Source organism: Sphingobium mellinum (assembly GCF_037860795.1).
GTDB classification, from domain to species: domain Bacteria; phylum Pseudomonadota; class Alphaproteobacteria; order Sphingomonadales; family Sphingomonadaceae; genus Sphingobium; species Sphingobium mellinum.
Window position 1 is genome coordinate 76605 of the sequence record NZ_JBANRK010000007.1, and the last position, 15764, is coordinate 92368.

The following is a 15764-nucleotide window of genomic DNA, read 5'->3' on the forward strand; positions in this document are numbered from 1 at the left end:
CGTTAAATCCGGTATGCGTATGTCACCGGATCGGACCGGTTGCCCTGCCTTTTCAGGCTCGGGCCATCTCCACTTCCATCCGTCGGAAACCATTCACGAAATTCGCGTGAACGCGCCGCACCTCGCCCACCACATGCACCTGCAATCGACGCTTCAGCAATTCCTCCAGCAGGATGCGGATCTGTAGTTCGGCCAGCCGGGCACCAACGCAGCGGTGGATGCCGTGCCCGAAGGAAAGGTGCCGCCGCGCGTTGGCGCGCGACAGGTTCAGCCGGGCGGCGTCGGGGAACATGGCCTCGTCCCGATTGGCCGAAATATACCAGAGCGCCAGCTTGTCGCCCGCCGCGATCTTCTGTCCGGCCAGTTCGCAATCGACCGTGGCTGTGCGGCGCATGTGAGCAATGGGTGTGTGCCAGCGGATGATTTCCTGAACCGCGTTGGGCAACAGGGATTCATCGGCCTGCAACTTCGCCCGCTCTTCGGGAAACTGGTCCATTCCCAGCACGGCCGCGGACATGCTCGTGCGGGTCGTGTCATTGCCGCCGACGATCAGCAGGGCGAGGTTGCCGATGAATTCCATCGGTCCCATCTCGGACATGCTGTCGCTGCGGATCATCATGCCCAGCAGGTCGGAGCCGTCGGGATGAGCGCGGCGCTCTTCCCACAACAGGTGGAAATAGGTCGCCATTTCGGTCAGAACCTCGCGCCGTACCTGGAAAAGTTCGGGGATTCGCGCCGCCTCCATATTGCCGGCCCAATCGGACCAGAATGTCAGAAGGTGCCGATCCTTCCAGGGAAAGCCGAGGACCGTCGCCAGCATGCTGGTCGCCAGTTCGATCGAAACCTTTTCGACCCAGTCAAAACGGGTGCCGACCGGCAGGCTGTCCAGCACCGCGCCGGTATGGGCCCGCAGCTTGACGGCAAGCTCGGTGATGTGCGCCGGAGTAAATGCGGGGGCGACCGTCTTGCGTTGGGCGCCATGCTCGGGTTCGTCCATGGCGATGAACATCGGCAGCTGAAACTCTTCGCCCGGCGCCGGGTCGGCAATGGTGATGCCACCATATTTCCAGGAGGAGGAAAACAGGTCCGGCTTGCCTTCCACTTCGGTCAGCAGCGCGTGGGAGCAGATGTTCCAGTAATCGCCATAGGCCGTGCCCTCGACGCGGTTGAGGGGCCCGGTGTCGCGCATGCGGCTGAAAAGCGGTTCCCATGTGGCCTGCGAATACAGCTCGGGCCGGCTGGTGTCGTCGGGATGGGCGGCCCCGGCCTCCTCCTGCCCGTGGGCGGCCAGCCATTCGTCTACCGCCTGATCGGCGGACGGCTCGGTTCGATATGTCGGCAACATGGCTTTTCTGGTTCATCCTTGTCGTTGATCGCCGCGGAGGGGTTGCTCCTCCGGCACCGACCTTTTGATTTTCCCTGCCGATGTCAAGCGCGTGGCGGAACCGCGACGCGCTTAATCAGCTTTTAAGACCTGCCGGGCATGACGGCAGCAATTGCCGCGCGAGGTCCCATGAGCGAATATCTCCCCAGTCTCCATCTTCGCGCCGGAAATTCCACCACAGCCGCTGATTTCGTCGCGCATGTCGACAGCATGTTGACGATCGACAGCCTCGTGAACCGCTTTAGCGAAGCGCTCGGACTGCAAGCGGTCAGCCATGCTTGCTATGCGATCGACGGCGAGGATCGCCGCTTCCTGTTCGGCGAGGCCGGCCTTGGCAGCGCCGCCATCGCGGCGAGGCCGGTCCTGCCGCCGCTATGCTTTCCCGTCACCGGTTGGGACGAAAAGCCCTATGAGGTGGACATCATTCTTTCCGGAATGCTGGAGACAGGTGTAGAGCGCGCCAATCTGCACGCCATGGCGGTACTCTATCTTTGCCGCGGCATCGCTCTGCTCGATGCCCGGGAGGATGCCGAGGACGAGGCCCTCACCGAGACGGAGCTTTTCTGCCTCGACCAGCGGCGGCGCGGCCTGTGCGATCTCGACATTGCCGAGGCGCTCGATCGGTCGGTACAGGCGGTGAAGATCCATATCCAGCGCGCGCAGCGCAAGCAGCGCGGTTGACCGCATCAAGAGGCGGCAAAGATAGCGGCGCCGGCGATTTTTTCGCCGGCTCAATCGCTTGCCGCGACAAAGTCGATGACGTTGCGTGGGAAATATGCTACCGGCGTCGCCGCTTCAGGCGGGGGCGACGGGGTTGATTCATCTGGTTTTGAAGAACAATTCCGCACTTTACCAGGACGAGATCACAGACCTGCACCAAACCCGCGCGGAGGTGTTCGTCAACCAGCTCGGCTGGGATCTCCGGGTGAAGGACGGGTTGGAACATGACGAATATGATGATGCGCGGGCAAGCAACATCATAGGCTTTTCGGCTGACCGACGGGTCGTGATGGGGTTGCGTTTCCGTCCCACCGATGACTGTTCGATGCTGCTCGATCATTTTTCCCATGTTCTGCCAGCGGGTATCCGCCCGATTGACGACGGGCGCACCTGGGAACTGAGCCGGGGCTTCTGTATCGAACGCGGCATGAAGCGCCACAATCTGCGGCGCAAGGCGGCCTGCATGATCGCGCCGCTGGAACTGGCCTATGAGGCGGGGATCGACCGTTGCGTCGGCTTTACCGACGTGCGGATGCTCAGCTTCTGCTACGGCGTGGGATGGAAGCTGACGCTGCTTGGATCAGCAATGGATTATGGTCAGGGCGAAGCGGTAGCCTATGAAGTCGAAGTATCGCGCGAGGCGCTGGACGACATGCGGCAGATGTGGGGCCTGCCCAGGCCTTCGCACATCCGGATCGACAGCCTGATGCCAGGAGAGCAAAGCGTGCATTGCGCCGCCGACCGGCTGGCCCGCGAAAATCCGGACCTGCAGAAGATCGCGGCGCAGCCGGAGATTCCAACGGCACCGGTGCCGCCTTCGGTCGGGGCGGCGGAGAATTATTATGGCAGGTTCGGGACAACCCGGTTGGCTGCAGGGGGGCAATGATGAGTGCGGATGTGATCAGGCAGGTGTCGGCGGAGGAAGTGGAGGGCTGGATCGTGGCCCGCATTGCCGAAATGGTGAATATGGCCCCCTCCGCCGTGTCCGCCGACGCGCCCTTTGACAGTTTCGGGATCGATTCCGCCAAGGCGATATCGCTGATGGTGGAGCTGGAAAACTGGCTCAACCTGCCCGAGGAACTGCCGCTGGAACTGCTGTTCGAGGCTGAGGCGATCCGTGACGCGGCGCGCAACATCGCGGCAGCCGTTAACGAGATGGCCGCCGGTCAGGCCCAGGGAAGCGCGGCGCGATGATCGAGGAAGCAGAGGTAGAATTCGGCGGATCGGCCGCCGCGATCCGCCACCATTATGATGTGGGCAACGATTTCTATTCGGCCTGGCTCGACCCCAGCATGACCTATTCCAGCGCGATGTGGGATGGCCTGCCCAAGGACGCCCCGCTGGAGGACGCACAACAGCGCAAGCTGGACTATCATGCCGAGAGCGTCGGCGCTGGCGAAGGGATGCGCATCCTGGACGTGGGCTGCGGCTGGGGTGGCATGATGCGTAACCTGCGCCGGACGCATGGCGTCGCGGAGTGCGTGGGCCTGACGCTGAGCGAGGAGCAGCACGCCTATATCACCCAGCTTGGCGATCCGGGCATCAGCGCGGTGCTGTCCAACTGGGCCGACTATCGCCCCGACCGGCCGTTCGACGGCATCATTTCGGTCGGCGCCTTCGAACATTTCGCCCATCCCCGGCAGGATGTCGACGAGCGGCGCGAGGTCTATCGGCAATTCTTTCAGGCCTGCCGTGACTGGACCAGCGGCAAGGGGAAGCTGTCGCTGCAGACCATCGCCTATGGCAAGATGGCGCCGAAGGATGCGAACCCGTTCATCACTGACGAGATCTTCCCGGCCGCGGAGCTGCCGACGCTGGAGGATATCGTCCTTGCCTCGCGCGGGCTGTTCCGGGTCGAACGGCTGCGCGACGACGGGCTGGACTATGCCCGCACGTGCGAGATGTGGAGCAACCGGCTGCGCGGCGCGGTGCGCAGCGGCAGGGTCGATCCGGCGGTCGATCCGGTGGAGAAATATTCCCGCTATCTAAGGATGTCGGCGGCCGGGTTCCGCATGCGCAAGATCGGCCTGCTGCGGATCGCCTTCGCGGCCGATTGATATCCCCGTCCAGACCTGGCTCCGGCCCGGAGGAGCGGGCCGGATCATGAATGAAATAGAGAATTGCGGGCGCATAAAAATATGAACATCGACTATAACCGTTCGGTTATCGATATCATCCTGGAGCATGAGAAGGACGTTCCCGACCGGCCCGCGCTGATTCTGGACCAGGGGGACGGGCCGCAAAGCAGCCTGACCTATGCCGAGCTGGCGCGGGAAATCCGGCGGATGGCGGGCGCGATCGCCGCCCAGGGGCTCGCGGGGCGGCGCATCGCCCTGCTGTTCACCGCAGGGACGGAATTCGCGCTGTCGCTGCTCGCCTGCTTTGCCGCCGGCAGCGTCGCGGTTCCGATAGCGCCCGTCGGCAGGCGGCGGGCGCGGCTGCAGAATATCCTGGACCTTATGGCCGGGATCATGCCCGATTGCATCCTGCTAGACGACAGCATGGCGGGACAATTCGGAACGGAACTGGCCGCCGCGACCGCGTCCGGGCCGGTCCGCTATCTCGAATTCGCGACGCTGGCCCGGCATCAGGGCAGCGAGGGCTTTCCGCTGCCCCGGATCACGCCCGATCAGCTGGCGGTGCTGCAATTCACGTCCGGCACCACGTCGGCGCCCAAGGGCGTGATGATCACCCATGGCAACATCATCGCGAACGAGACGATGATCCAGGCCGCCTTCGGCCACGACCGGCATTCCCATTTCGTCGGATGGGTGCCGCATTATCACGACCAGGGCCTGTTCGGTAATATATTGCAGCCGCTGTTCCTGGGATCGACCTGCGTTATCACCTCGCCCGCCGCCTTCATCAACAAGCCGATGTCCTGGTTGCAGCTGATTGCCCGCTATGGCGCGCATACCAGCGGCGGACCCAATTTCGGCTATGACCTGTGCGTCGATTTCGCCGAGCGGCGGGGCCTGCCGGATGTCGACCTGTCAAGCTGGCGGGTCGCTTTCAACGGCGCCGAACGGGTGCGCCCGGCGACGCTCGACCGCTTCGCCGAATGTTTCGGCCCGCTGGGATTCGACCGGCGCGCCTTCCTGCCCTGCTATGGCCTCGCGGAATCGACGCTGGTCACCATCGCGGTCCCGCCCCGGAGCGAGCCGCTGGTCAAGCGTTTCGACAGCCGTGCCCTGGCCGCCGGCCGCGCGGAAGAGACGATGGCGAGCAGCGGTAGCCTGGACCTGGCCTGCTGTGGCCCGGCGATGGCGGGCGCGGAGGCGCGGATCGTGGACCCGGCCACCGGGCAGCCGCTGCCCGATGGTGCGATCGGCGAAATCTGGCTGCGCGGCCCGCACATCGCGACCGGCTATATCGACAATGCCGCCGCGACAGACGCGACGTTCGGCGGAAGGCTGGACGCGGGCGGCCCCTTCCTGCGGACCGGCGACCTCGCCTTCAACAGCGCGGAGGGCTTTTACATCGTCAGCCGCCTCAAGGACATCATCATCGTGCGCGGCCGCAACTACGCGCCGAGCGACCTTGAACATATCTGGTCTGAGATTGCGGGAACGGTCGGCCAGGCCAGTTCCGCCGCCGTCGAGGTGGAGCGCGAGGACGCCCAGCACATCGTCCTGATCGCCGAGGTGAAGCGGGCCGAGGCCCGCGACCTGACCGAGGAAAAGCTGCAGCAGATGGCGGGGCGGCTGCGCGCGCTGGCGATGGAAAGGCTGGAACTGGGCGTCACGGACCTTGTGATGGTGCCCGCCAGCGCGATCCCCCGGACGACCAGCGGCAAGGTGCAGCGCAAGCAGGGCGCGCGGATGCTGATGGAAGGCGAGCTGACGGTGCTGGGCGCGGCCGGTCCGCTCGCGCCGGTGCTTCGGCCTGATCGGGCGGCGGTGGCCGCTTCCTGACCGGCTGCCCCGCGCCACCGCGTCACCAGCGCCGGGAGAGCGACACCGTCGCCGCGCGCGGGCGCAGCGGCGTATATTGGGGACCGGCACGAATGGAAAAGGGATTGCCGAAGGCGAAGCTGTCGCCACGGATGTCGAACAGATTGTCGATGCGCAGCCCCAGCGTCCACGCCCCCCGCACCGCCCCCATGTCCATGGCGACGACCGTATAGGGTTCCATGTCGCGGTCGAGGTCGTCGTCGAAGCTGAGGCGCGCGCTGCCGACATGGTTGAGCTGGATCGTCGACTGGCCGCTCCATGATCCGGCGATCCAGCGTTTGGACAGCGCCGCGCGCGCCGTGACGTCGGGGGTGATCGGCAGGCGCCTGTCGTCAATGCGCGTGCCGTCCTCGCTGCGCGTCAGGCGGCCATTTTGCGCCAGCCCGCCCAGCGAAAGCGAAAAGCCCGCGCCAATCTGCCAGTCCACGGTCGCCTCTATCCCCAGGATGCGGGCGCGGCCGGCATTGCGGGTACTGACCAGGCCGTTCGGCAGCAGATAGTCGGACTGGATTTCCATCCATTCGGTGAAAAAGCCCCCGGCCGCCAGATTCAGGCGATCACCCCAGAAGCCGCGTCGAAAACCAAGGTCCAGCGTCCCCAGTTCGTCCGCGTCGAAATGCCCCGAAGCCGTCATCCCCGCTGGCGCCAGTCCGCCCGGACGCATGGCCCGCGCGTAGCGCAGATAGACAAGGCCTCCTCCCGCCAGCGGGTGAGACAAGGCGAAGCTGGGCGACAGGATGATCTTGTCCAGTTTCTGCCCCGTGCCCCGTTCCCGCTCGCGGGTTTCGTCCTGGCTGATCGAGCGATAGAGGCGCAGGCCGAGGGTTGCGTCCCATTGCGACAGCACCGGCCGGGTGATCTCGCCGAACAGGGCATATTCCGTCACCTGCCGGTGGGTCTGTTCGACCGTGAGCGGCCCGTTTCCTTCCGCCGTCATCGTGGCATTCCCGCCAAGGGCAGCGCGCAGGAAGGACAGGCCCGCCACCCAGCGGCTGTCCGTGCCCGAAGACAGCCGCAATTCCTGGTTGAAGAGGGTATAATGGCGATGTTCGTTGAACGTCACGGGACCCGACAGGCCGAACAGGGAGGCCGCGGCGGTGGCATCCTGGACGTTTTTGAAATCCTGATCCACATAGCTGGTGGCCGACAACAGCCGCAGGCCCCCCAGCGGCCCGGACAGCGTGGCATGCGCCAGGCCAAAGTCATTGTCGGTCGGTTCGGCTATCCGGCCCTGCCGGCGCAGGGATTTGTCCGACGCGAGCACATATTGGCTGTCGCGCAGGTTGATGCTCTGAAACATATAGCCCGCGTCGACCGACCAGTCGCCCGACGGCAGCCATCGGACGGAAAGGCGCATGCCACGGGTTTCCGCCGCATTGCTGTCCCTGCCCCGGGGCTGATCGTCGATCCAGCCGGGGTCGAGCGAGCGATAGCCCACCGCGCGAACGGCCAGGCGGTCCCGGATCAAGGGGACGTTGACAACGGCTTCCTCCCCGGTGCCGGTGCCGCCATGGTCGACCGCGACGGCCGAAAGTCGCGCCCATGCCGACGCGCCGCCCAGGTCCGGCCGGCGGGTGACAATATGATAGATGCCGCCCAGTGCGCCCGAACCGTAAAGCGGCCCCTGCGGCCCTTTCAGCAGTTCCACCCGGTCGATGTCGACCAGCCGCAGGTCCGGGTCCGGCGCGTTGAAGGTCGCGCGCGCCTCGTCGACCTGGACCGAAACCGACGACTGGCTGGGACCCACGAAGGGACTGTCGGCGACACCCCGGATGAACTGCCGGTTCCGGCCCGGCCCCAGATTGGTCATCGCCAGTCCTTCGACATCAAGGCCGACGTCGCGGCTGGAAAGCGGTCGTGCCCCGGATTCGCCCTCGCCCAGCGGTACGACAGCCACCGCCATGGCGACGTCGCCCAAGGATTGGGGCCGCTTCTGCGCGGTGACGACAAGTTCTGCGCGGGCAATGGCGGGAACGGTGCGGGCCGCCGGGCGCCGTGTACGCGCCGCATGGGCGGATCGCGGTTCCAGCCTGTAGAGGCGCGGCCCGATCCGCACAGCCTTCAGGCCCGATCCTTCAAGCAGCCGGCGAAGCGCCGCATCCGCGCTCATCATGCCGCGGACCGCCGGGGCGGGCATCGACGGCAGGTCGCCAGGATACCCCAGCGACAGACCGGCTATCGCGGAAAAGCGCGTGAGGCTGGCGGCAAGCGGGCCGGCGGGGATGTCGAACGGGTAGCGATCTTCCCGCGCCTGGGCGCACGCGATCCCGAAGCGGCCCTCAGGGAGCAGCCCCGCCAAGGCGCACGACGCCATCATCCCCCGGACGAGGGGCAAGGTCCATGATCGTCGCCAGATCCTGAACCAGCCTGGATCCGTCGCCGATGACCAGCGTGCCCGAAAAATGTCTCTTCTCCAGCGAAGCATCAACGATGATTTGCCGGCCGGAATAGCGGGAAATATCCGCCGCGACGAGAGGCAGCGGCGCGTCGGTGTAGGAAAGTCGTCCCGAACGCCAGCTGCCGACATTCGATGGTGCAACGGACGCCATCGAAAGGGTGCCGTCTGCCCCGCCGGTCACCTGCTGCCCGGCGCCAAGGCGCAATTCCCCGTCCGCCAGCGTCGACCGGACCGTCACCGTTCCTTCCGCCACGGCGACGCGGAAATGGGAGCCTGACAGGTTGACCGAAAAATGCGTGCCGATATCGCTGATGCGATAGGGGCCGGCCTCGATCGTCAAGCTGCGGTAGGGGTCGTGCCGGACGTCGAAATAGGCTTCACCGCTTGCCAGCTGAATGCGCGGGTCGTCCTTGCCTCGCACGACGATGCGGCTCGACGGCGATAGCAGCACCTGCGTCCCCCGCCCCAGCGCGACGGAGCGGGTCGAACCGGCGGCGGCCAGATAGGTGGCCGGCGGCGCCTGTGTCGAGCGGAGCATGGGCAGTCCCACGACAAGGGCGAGCGCGGCGGCGATCCCGCCGCCCAGGGCCCAGGGCCAGCGGCGGGCCCCGGACGCGACCGTCACGGAAGGGGTCGGATCCAGCACCTCCCCGAGCGCAGCGCTGTGATCATCGAGCAGCCGCGCCGTCAGGGCGACGGCGTCGAAAGCCTCGCGGTGACGCGGATCGGCCTCCAGCCAGGTGATGTAACCGTCCCAGTCGGCATCGTCGCGCTCCAGCGCCGCCAGCCAGACCAGCGCGGCGTCGAGCAGCCCTTCATCGATGTCCGACCGCGCGATCACGGGCCAGTCCTTTCCTTCCCTGTCACATTTGCGAGACGGCGCGCCTCATTCGTCACCCCAGCTTGAAACGGAGCGGCGCAAATATTTCATCGCGACAGCCATGTGCTTTTCGACGCCGCTCTTGCTGATGCCCAGCTGCTGCGCCACCTCGGCATGGGTGAGGCCGTCCAGCTTGTGCAGCTTGAACGCGCGGCGCGCACCTTCGGGCAGGTTGCCGATCGCCGAAGCGAGCAGCGCGACTTCCTCGCGCGCGATCATCAGTGCCTCGGCGCTTTGCCTGTGATCGGCGGGATCCTCGCCGGGGCGCGCGAAGCCGGTTTCCTCGTCCGACCAGCGCCGTTCCCGCGCCATGCGGCGATGCCGTTCCCGCCGGCGGTCGATAACCAGATTCTGCGCCATGCGGAACAGATAGGCCCGGCCGTTTTCAACCGGCCCGTCCACCCGCTCGCGCACCCGCAGCCAGAGTTCCTGCAACAGGTCCTCCGCCTCCACGGGGTCGCCAACGCGCGCGACCAGCAATCGGCGAAGCTCGGCGCGATGCAGCCCGTACAGCGTCTCCACATCCCGATCGCGCTCGCAGTCCATGCCGCCTATCTAGACGGGTGGCGAGCATTTCGGAAAGGCCGTTTCCGCACCGGGACACTATTCTTCTTCACGCCTTGCCGGGCCATTGCAAAAATAATTTCGCGATCGTCATAGGCCGACTGTGGTGAGCGGCGCGCCGTGCCGTCGAAGCTGCATGCGCATCGGATTCCTGTTCAACCACGATCAAATTCACCAGGTCGCCCACAGCCTACCCATCGCGATAGCCCTGGCCAAGGGCGGCTTTCCCGGAGAGATCATCGTCGCCACCACCAATGACCGGCTGGCCGCCGAGGTGGAACGGCTGGCCGGCGAATGGCTGGGGTCGTCCATCCAACATGTACGCCTTGCCCTCTCTCCCCGGTCGGCGCGGCTGGCGGGCCTGCTGGGACGCATGCTGCCTGCGGGCAAGCTGCTTTTCTATCGCGACAATCTGGATTTCTTCCGCAGCCTGGACATGCTGGTGGTCGCCGAAAAGACGTCGCTGCTGCTCAAGACCCGCTATGGCCTCGACAAGCTGTTCATGGTCCATACGCGGCATGGCGCCGGCGACCGCGCCATCGGCTTCGACCCGGCGAGCGGGCGGTTCGACCATGTCCTGTGTTCAGGGCCAAAGGTCCGGCGCCGCCTGATCGTCGAAGCGGGCGTCGACCCGGCCTCCATCAGCATCGTGGGCTATCCCAAGTTCGACATGGTGCGCCAGACGGGACGCCCCCGCATGGCGCGGGATCGGCCAGTGGTGCTCTACAGCCCGCATGTGTCGCCACACCTGTCATCCTGGTATCGGCACGGGCGCGCGGTGCTCGATCATTTCGTGCGGCATGACGATCGCGAACTGATCTTCGCGCCGCATGTCATGCTGTTCGAGCGGCCGTTCGTCCTCACTGTCGACAAGCTGACGGTGAACCGGGCGGGCAGGATCGACAATCGCTACCTGCATGGTGACAACATCCACATCGACCTGGGCAGCCGCGCGTCCACCGACATGAGCTACACGATGGCCGCGGACATCTATCTGGGCGATGCCAGCAGTCAGGTCTATGAATTCCTGCTGCATCCGCGTCCGTGCATCTTCCTCGACAGCCACGGCACCGACTGGCAGAACGATCCCAATTACGCGCACTGGCATGCGGGCGAGGTGATCAGCGATCCCGCTGAACTGGGCCCGGCGCTGGAGCGGGCGGACGCGCTTCACCAGAGCCGTTATCGCGCGGTACAGGAACAGTTGTTCGCCGACAGTTTCGACCTGGACGGGCGTCCTTCCTCGGAACGGGCGGCCGAGGTGATCGCGGCGCTTGCCGTGCGACAAGCCGCCGGCGTGGGCCGCACCGACGTTCGCGCGGCATGAGCATCCTGCTGACGATCATCATCCCCTATTACAACGAACGCGATTATCTGGCGGCAACGCTTCGGTCGCTGGGATGTCAGAGCTGTCGCGATTTCTGCCTGATATTGGTGGACAATGCGTCCACCGATGGCAGCGCCGAAATCGCCCGAACTGTCATGGCTGACTATCCCGACATTGCGACGCAATTCTTGCATAATTCCTGTCCTGGCCAGCTGCCAACGCTGGAACATGGATTGGCCGCCGTCACAACAGCTTTTGTCGCGTCCTGTGACGCGGACACCATCTATCCGCCCCATTATGTCGCGACCTGCCTCGACCTGTTCCAATGCCATGATGGTTCCCGCCCGGTCGCGGGCGTGATGGCGATAGATTTATATTCCCCCGCTGGCAGTTCGGCTGCCAAGCGGCGCATCGCGAAAATCATGCGCAAATCGCGGATTTTCTCCAGTCAGTGCCATGCGGGCGGATATGCGCACGCCTATCGGACAGACTTGTTGCGGAGATCAGGTGGCTTTGAAAGTCGGGGTTGGCCCTACCTGCTCTACGATCACGAGGTCTATGAACGCGTACGGGTGCACGGCGAAATCCGTTACAGTCCAAATCATTATTGCTTCCCATCCGAGCGGCGAAGCGACAGAAGGAGCGTCAGCTGGAACTGGCTGGAGCGCACTGTATATCGCTTCACGCCCGGACCGTTTAAGAATTGGTTCTTCTATCAGTTCCTTGCCAAACGGCTCGCGCATAGAGGATTGGTGCAAGTGAAACTGCGGGACCGCGATTTCTAGGCTCTCCCGTGCAGACGTCATGGAGGCAGCAAGATTTCGACCCGTTCAGTACAAGCTTCAATCACAAAGCGCATCTTCAGGGGAATGGGACTGGTGCTCGGCGGCAAGGCGGGCGCGGGGGTCATCAGCCTTGTCTATCTGGTCATAGCCGCCCGCGCGCTGGGGCCACGCGACTATGGCATATTGGTGCTCGTCCACGGCTATGTCACGGCGGTCGTCGGCATTATCGAATTTCCTGCCTGGCAGGCGATCGTTCGCTATGGTGCGGAAGCGCATGAGGAAGAAGCGCCCCATCGCCTCGCCCGGCTGCTGCGCTTCGGCACGATGGTGGAGTTGCTAGGGGGCGTCGCCGCCATCATCGCGGCGATGGTGCTGGCGCCGCTGGTCGGGCCGCGCCTGGGCTGGCCGCCCGAGACGGTGGCGTTCGCCATTCCCTACAGCTTCGCCGTGCTGGGATCGGTGCGATCGGCCCCCGCAGGCTATCTTCAGCTGATCGACCGGTTCGACCTGATCGGCCTGCACAATATGGTGCAGCCTCTGGTCCGGCTTGCGGGAGCCGCACTGGCGTGGCTGCTGGGATGGGGCCTCAAAGGATTTCTGGCTGCCTGGCTGGCCGCGGCGATCGCTGAATTCGCGGTGCTGTGGATCATGGGCCTGGTCTGCGCCTATCGGCGACTGGGACCCGCCTTGTCCCACCCCGAAAAGGGCAGCGCGGTCAGCGACAATCCGGGCATCTGGCGATTCCTGGTGGCGAGCAACGCCGATGTCACCTTGAGCGAGCTGGCCGGCCGCATCGCGCCGCTGGTGGTGGGCTGGGTGCTGGGGCCGGCCATGGCGGGCCTGTTCGCCGTCGCCCAGCGGGCCACCGTCATCATCGCCCAGCCCGCGCAGATATTGGGCAATACCGCCTATGCCCAGCTTGCGCGCATGGTCGCGGCGGGCGAAGGCGGCGCGCCGCTGCGCCGGACGCTTGCCCGCGTGATCGGCATCGCGCTGGCCGCCGCCGCGCCGGTGGTCGTGATCGCCGCCCTGTTCCCTACGCCCATCGTCACCCTGCTGGCGGGGCCGGCTTTCCGCGCGGCGGGCGCCGTCATGGTCGTGCTGATCGCGGCGCGGATGATCGCGGTGATCGGACCGCCGTGCAGTTCCGCCCTGTCGGCGATGGGATATCCCGCCCTGTCGATGAGCGCGAACCTGTTCGCCAGCCTGGTCTTCCTGCCGGTGCTGCCGCTGATGCTGCAGAGTTGGGGGCTGATGGGGGCAGGTTTTCAGGCGGTCGGACAGGCGCTGCTTGCCAGCATGCTGCTTGCGGGTCTTGTCTGGCGCCGGAGCCTCGCCCATTGAGCGGCATGCGGATCGCCTATGTCATCAATTCGGTCGAAGGCGGCGGCGCGTCCCAGCCGGTGCCCGCCATCACGCGCGTGCTGCGCGATGCCGGAGCAGAGGTGCGCGTCTTTGCCCTGACGCCGCGCGACCGGCGCGGCCTGCCCGCCATGATGGAAGCCGGGCTGGACCCGGTGGTGCGCGAAGGGGGATTGACCGATCATGTCGCCGCCGCGCTCTGGCTGCGGCGTCAATTGCGGGACTGGGGCGCAACCCATGTCTGGACCTCGCTCAGCCGGGCGACCATCCTGGGGTTGATCCTGGGGCCGATGCTGGGACTGCCGGTGATCTGCTGGCAACATGCCGCGTTCCTCAAACCCTGGAATCGGCGGCTGATGCGGCTGCTGGGTTCGCGCGCGCTGCTGTGGATCGGCGATTCACGGTCGGTGACGGCGCTCACGGCAGAGCGGCTGGGCGTGCCCGAAGCGCGCCTGCGCTGCTGGCCGATCTTCGCGGCCGATCCCGCCATGCCGCAGGCGCGCGCCTGGCAGGCGGGCGAGCCGGTGCGGATCGGCACGCTGGGCCGGCTGCATCCGGTCAAGGGCCATGACGTGCTGATCGCGGCGCTCGCACGGCTGAAGCGCACCGACTTCACCCTGTCGATCGCCGGCGACGGCGCCGAGCGGGAGCGGCTGGCGGCGCTGGCGCGGGACGCCGGCTTGCCCGTGGACTTCACCGGCTATGCCGACAGGCCGGGAGACTATCTGGCGGGGCTTCACCTTTATGTGCAGCCGTCGCGATCCGAAGGATTCTGCATCGCCGCTCATGAAGCGATGACCGCCGGGCTGCCGGTCGTTGCATCGGCCGTCGGGGAGCTGCCCTATTCGATCCGCGAGGGGGTGACTGGCCTCACCGTCCCGCCGGGGGACGCGGACGCGCTCGCCGTAGCGCTGGCACAGTTGCTGGATGACCCTGCCCGGCTGCGCCCGATGGGCGAAGCGGCGCGGAGCGACATGCTCGACCGTTTTTCACGGGCGCGTTTCGCCGCGACGGGCACGGCGATCCTTACCGAAATCCGCCAAGCCCGCGCCTGACATCCAGCATCAGCCCGCGGAGCGACCGGTCGATCCGCTTGACGTCGAACAAGGTCACGTCGCCGCAGGCGGCCAGCGTATGCATCCCCCGATCGAAGCCGTTGGCCGACGCCGGCAGCCGCAGCCCGTCGCCCGCCTCGGCCACGAACGCCGCCTCGTCGAGACGATCGATCCACAAGGGTCGGATCGCCCCGCCATAGGTCGCCGCGCAATCCTGCACCGGCAGCATGATGCGCCCATCGATCACGGTGGGCGTGCCCCCGGGCCGGGTCGATCGCCGGTCGATCCGCACCGGATTGCCGGGATGCGCGCGCCACGGCCCGCACAGCCTGTCCGCCCAGGCGACATGGAGGTGCGCGATCTTCGTCAGCCGGGTGGTGGCGGGCGAATAGAATAGCCACCATCGCCCCTCATGCCGCAGGATGCTGGCGTCGACCGGCACGCAGTCCAGCGCGATCCGGCATTCCGCCCGCCAGTCGGCCAGCCCGCCATGATCGCGATAAAGGGTCAGCGCGCCCGAGCGATACGCTTCGGGCAACATCCATGTCGCCCCTTCGCCGGCGAAGACCTGCGGATAGGACAGATGCCATGGTTCCACCAGGCAGGGCTGGCGGCCGATCAGGCGCATGTCGTCGTCGAACAGCAGCCGGTGGATCGTCCCGTGGCGGGTGCGATAGTCATAATGTTCAGCGAAGACATGCAGGCGGGACTGATCGTCGCGCCAGCCGAAGGGGTCGGCCAGGAACTGGAAATCAGGCTCCGGCGCGATCCAGGTCACGGGATCGCTGATGCCACCCGCCGCGATGATGGCGGGCAGCGGCTGTGCCACAAGGCCGCTTTTCCAGATGTCCTTGCGCCGGGGCATGGGACAGGCCCTTGCATGGCCGGGCACATCGGCACAAGCCCTTTTGCCCCGATGCCGCGCGGCAGATCGATCTTGCACAAGCCGTTCGAACCCAATCGCCCTTCACGCGTTGGACCTTCGACGGCACGTCCAAGAAGGCGACGAAATCGATGATGGTCCCGGTCCATTTCCCCGATGGCACAGTTCGGCAGGTCTCCGGCCAATTGAAACAGCTATGCCGGTCAGCGGGCATCGCGAGCGTCACATTCACACTGGAGCCGTGCCATTGCGATCCGCTCTGGCGGTACGAACGGGCCGGCGAGCGCTGGGTGGCATCGCGGCGAACGGGGGTGGTCACCGCCCTGTCGCGGCCGACGGAACCCTGGTGGGCGGCTATCGGGCCGATGATGGAGGACAGCAGCGCGCTGCCGCCAGTGGCGGATGAAGGGCCTGCTGGTGGCGATGACGCCATTCGGCCCGCCTGACGATCGC

The 15764-nt window shown here is 65.9% G+C and carries 15 protein-coding genes; 10 read left to right on the forward strand and 5 right to left on the reverse strand.

Going from position 1 to position 15764, the window contains the following annotated elements; translation table 11 throughout:
• Positions 1 to 52: 52 nt before the first annotated feature.
• Positions 53 to 1345, reverse strand: coding sequence for a cytochrome P450 (locus tag AAC640_RS10375; RefSeq protein ID WP_340266044.1), 1293 nt, complete (start codon positions 1343 to 1345; stop codon positions 53 to 55).
• 168 nt (positions 1346 to 1513) lie between these two features.
• On the opposite strand from AAC640_RS10375, the gene AAC640_RS10380 reads away from it, so the two are divergent.
• The 5 genes from AAC640_RS10380 (at position 1514) to AAC640_RS10400 (ending at position 6018) form a co-directional block, all read left to right on the forward strand.
• Entirely contained in the window at positions 1514 to 2065 is a 552-nt protein-coding gene (locus tag AAC640_RS10380) for a hypothetical protein (RefSeq protein ID WP_340266045.1), read from the forward strand.
• A 133-nt stretch (positions 2066 to 2198) separates the two neighbouring features.
• On the forward strand, positions 2199 to 2990 hold the full coding sequence (locus AAC640_RS10385) for an acyl-homoserine-lactone synthase (RefSeq protein ID WP_340266046.1): 792 nt from the start codon (positions 2199 to 2201) through the stop codon (positions 2988 to 2990).
• Complete coding sequence (locus AAC640_RS10390) at positions 2990 to 3298, forward strand: acyl carrier protein (protein WP_340266047.1); 309 nt, start codon at positions 2990 to 2992, stop codon at positions 3296 to 3298. The genes AAC640_RS10385 and AAC640_RS10390 overlap by 1 nt, the downstream gene beginning before the upstream one ends.
• Positions 3295 to 4161 (forward strand): class I SAM-dependent methyltransferase, encoded by an 867-nt coding sequence (locus AAC640_RS10395; RefSeq protein WP_340266048.1) that lies wholly within the window; start codon positions 3295 to 3297, stop codon positions 4159 to 4161. Before AAC640_RS10390 ends, AAC640_RS10395 begins: the two co-directional genes overlap by 4 nt.
• An 81-nt stretch (positions 4162 to 4242) precedes the next feature.
• Positions 4243 to 6018, forward strand: a complete 1776-nt coding sequence (locus tag AAC640_RS10400; protein ID WP_340266049.1) for a fatty acyl-AMP ligase — start codon at positions 4243 to 4245, stop codon at positions 6016 to 6018.
• Between the two features lie 22 nt (positions 6019 to 6040).
• Here the strand turns inward: AAC640_RS10400 and AAC640_RS10405 are convergent, their stop codons facing one another.
• The 3 genes from AAC640_RS10405 to AAC640_RS10415 are packed head-to-tail and all read right to left on the reverse strand — an operon-like array spanning position 6041 to position 9881.
• Positions 6041 to 8356: a TonB-dependent receptor gene (locus AAC640_RS10405; protein ID WP_340266050.1), complete on the reverse strand. Its 2316-nt coding sequence runs from the start codon at positions 8354 to 8356 to the stop codon at positions 6041 to 6043.
• Complete coding sequence (locus AAC640_RS10410; RefSeq protein WP_340266051.1) at positions 8337 to 9296, reverse strand: FecR family protein; 960 nt, start codon at positions 9294 to 9296, stop codon at positions 8337 to 8339. The genes AAC640_RS10405 and AAC640_RS10410 overlap by 20 nt, the downstream gene beginning before the upstream one ends.
• Before the next feature lie 45 nt (positions 9297 to 9341).
• The gene (locus AAC640_RS10415; RefSeq protein ID WP_340266052.1) at positions 9342 to 9881 is read right to left on the reverse strand and encodes an RNA polymerase sigma factor; all 540 of its coding nucleotides are present in this window, start codon (positions 9879 to 9881) and stop codon (positions 9342 to 9344) included.
• Between the two features lie 154 nt (positions 9882 to 10035).
• On the opposite strand from AAC640_RS10415, the gene AAC640_RS10420 reads away from it, so the two are divergent.
• The 4 genes from AAC640_RS10420 (at position 10036) to AAC640_RS10435 (ending at position 14428) form a co-directional block, all read left to right on the forward strand.
• Positions 10036 to 11226, forward strand: a complete 1191-nt coding sequence (locus AAC640_RS10420) for a hypothetical protein (RefSeq protein ID WP_340266053.1) — start codon at positions 10036 to 10038, stop codon at positions 11224 to 11226.
• Positions 11223 to 12011 carry a glycosyltransferase family 2 protein gene (locus AAC640_RS10425; RefSeq protein WP_340266054.1) on the forward strand — a complete coding sequence of 263 codons (789 nt, stop codon included), beginning with the start codon at positions 11223 to 11225 and terminating at the stop codon, positions 12009 to 12011. Before AAC640_RS10420 ends, AAC640_RS10425 begins: the two co-directional genes overlap by 4 nt.
• Before the next feature lie 84 nt (positions 12012 to 12095).
• Positions 12096 to 13355, forward strand: coding sequence for a lipopolysaccharide biosynthesis protein (locus tag AAC640_RS10430; RefSeq protein WP_340266055.1), 1260 nt, complete (start codon positions 12096 to 12098; stop codon positions 13353 to 13355).
• A 5-nt stretch (positions 13356 to 13360) separates the two neighbouring features.
• A complete protein-coding gene (locus tag AAC640_RS10435; RefSeq protein ID WP_340266056.1) occupies positions 13361 to 14428 on the forward strand; it encodes a glycosyltransferase in 1068 nt (355 codons plus the stop codon).
• On the opposite strand, the gene AAC640_RS10440 is transcribed toward AAC640_RS10435, so the two are convergent.
• Positions 14400 to 15293 carry a glucosamine inositolphosphorylceramide transferase family protein gene (locus tag AAC640_RS10440; protein ID WP_340266057.1) on the reverse strand — a complete coding sequence of 298 codons (894 nt, stop codon included), beginning with the start codon at positions 15291 to 15293 and terminating at the stop codon, positions 14400 to 14402. The genes AAC640_RS10435 and AAC640_RS10440 overlap by 29 nt on opposite strands.
• Positions 15294 to 15304: 11 nt before the next feature.
• On the opposite strand from AAC640_RS10440, the gene AAC640_RS10445 reads away from it, so the two are divergent.
• Positions 15305 to 15757 carry a hypothetical protein gene (locus AAC640_RS10445; RefSeq protein WP_340266058.1) on the forward strand — a complete coding sequence of 151 codons (453 nt, stop codon included), beginning with the start codon at positions 15305 to 15307 and terminating at the stop codon, positions 15755 to 15757.
• Positions 15758 to 15764: the final 7 nt, after the last annotated feature.

Bases quoted from the DNA above. Each gene is read 5' to 3' on its own strand.
- AAC640_RS10420 (WP_340266053.1), top strand. From the start codon at position 10,036: ATGCGCATCGGATTCCTGTTCAACCACGATCAAATTCACCAGGTCGCC.
- AAC640_RS10425 (WP_340266054.1), top strand. From the start codon at position 11,223: ATGAGCATCCTGCTGACGATCATCATCCCCTATTACAACGAACGCGAT.
- AAC640_RS10390 (WP_340266047.1), top strand. From the start codon at position 2,990: ATGAGTGCGGATGTGATCAGGCAGGTGTCGGCGGAGGAAGTGGAGGGC.
- AAC640_RS10380 (WP_340266045.1), top strand. From the start codon at position 1,514: ATGAGCGAATATCTCCCCAGTCTCCATCTTCGCGCCGGAAATTCCACC.
- AAC640_RS10375 (WP_340266044.1), bottom strand. From the start codon at position 1,345: ATGTTGCCGACATATCGAACCGAGCCGTCCGCCGATCAGGCGGTAGAC.
- AAC640_RS10395 (WP_340266048.1), top strand. From the start codon at position 3,295: ATGATCGAGGAAGCAGAGGTAGAATTCGGCGGATCGGCCGCCGCGATC.
- AAC640_RS10430 (WP_340266055.1), top strand. From the start codon at position 12,096: ATGGGACTGGTGCTCGGCGGCAAGGCGGGCGCGGGGGTCATCAGCCTT.
- AAC640_RS10440 (WP_340266057.1), bottom strand. From the start codon at position 15,293: ATGCCCCGGCGCAAGGACATCTGGAAAAGCGGCCTTGTGGCACAGCCG.
- AAC640_RS10435 (WP_340266056.1), top strand. From the start codon at position 13,361: ATGCGGATCGCCTATGTCATCAATTCGGTCGAAGGCGGCGGCGCGTCC.
- AAC640_RS10415 (WP_340266052.1), bottom strand. From the start codon at position 9,881: ATGGACTGCGAGCGCGATCGGGATGTGGAGACGCTGTACGGGCTGCAT.
- AAC640_RS10400 (WP_340266049.1), top strand. From the start codon at position 4,243: ATGAACATCGACTATAACCGTTCGGTTATCGATATCATCCTGGAGCAT.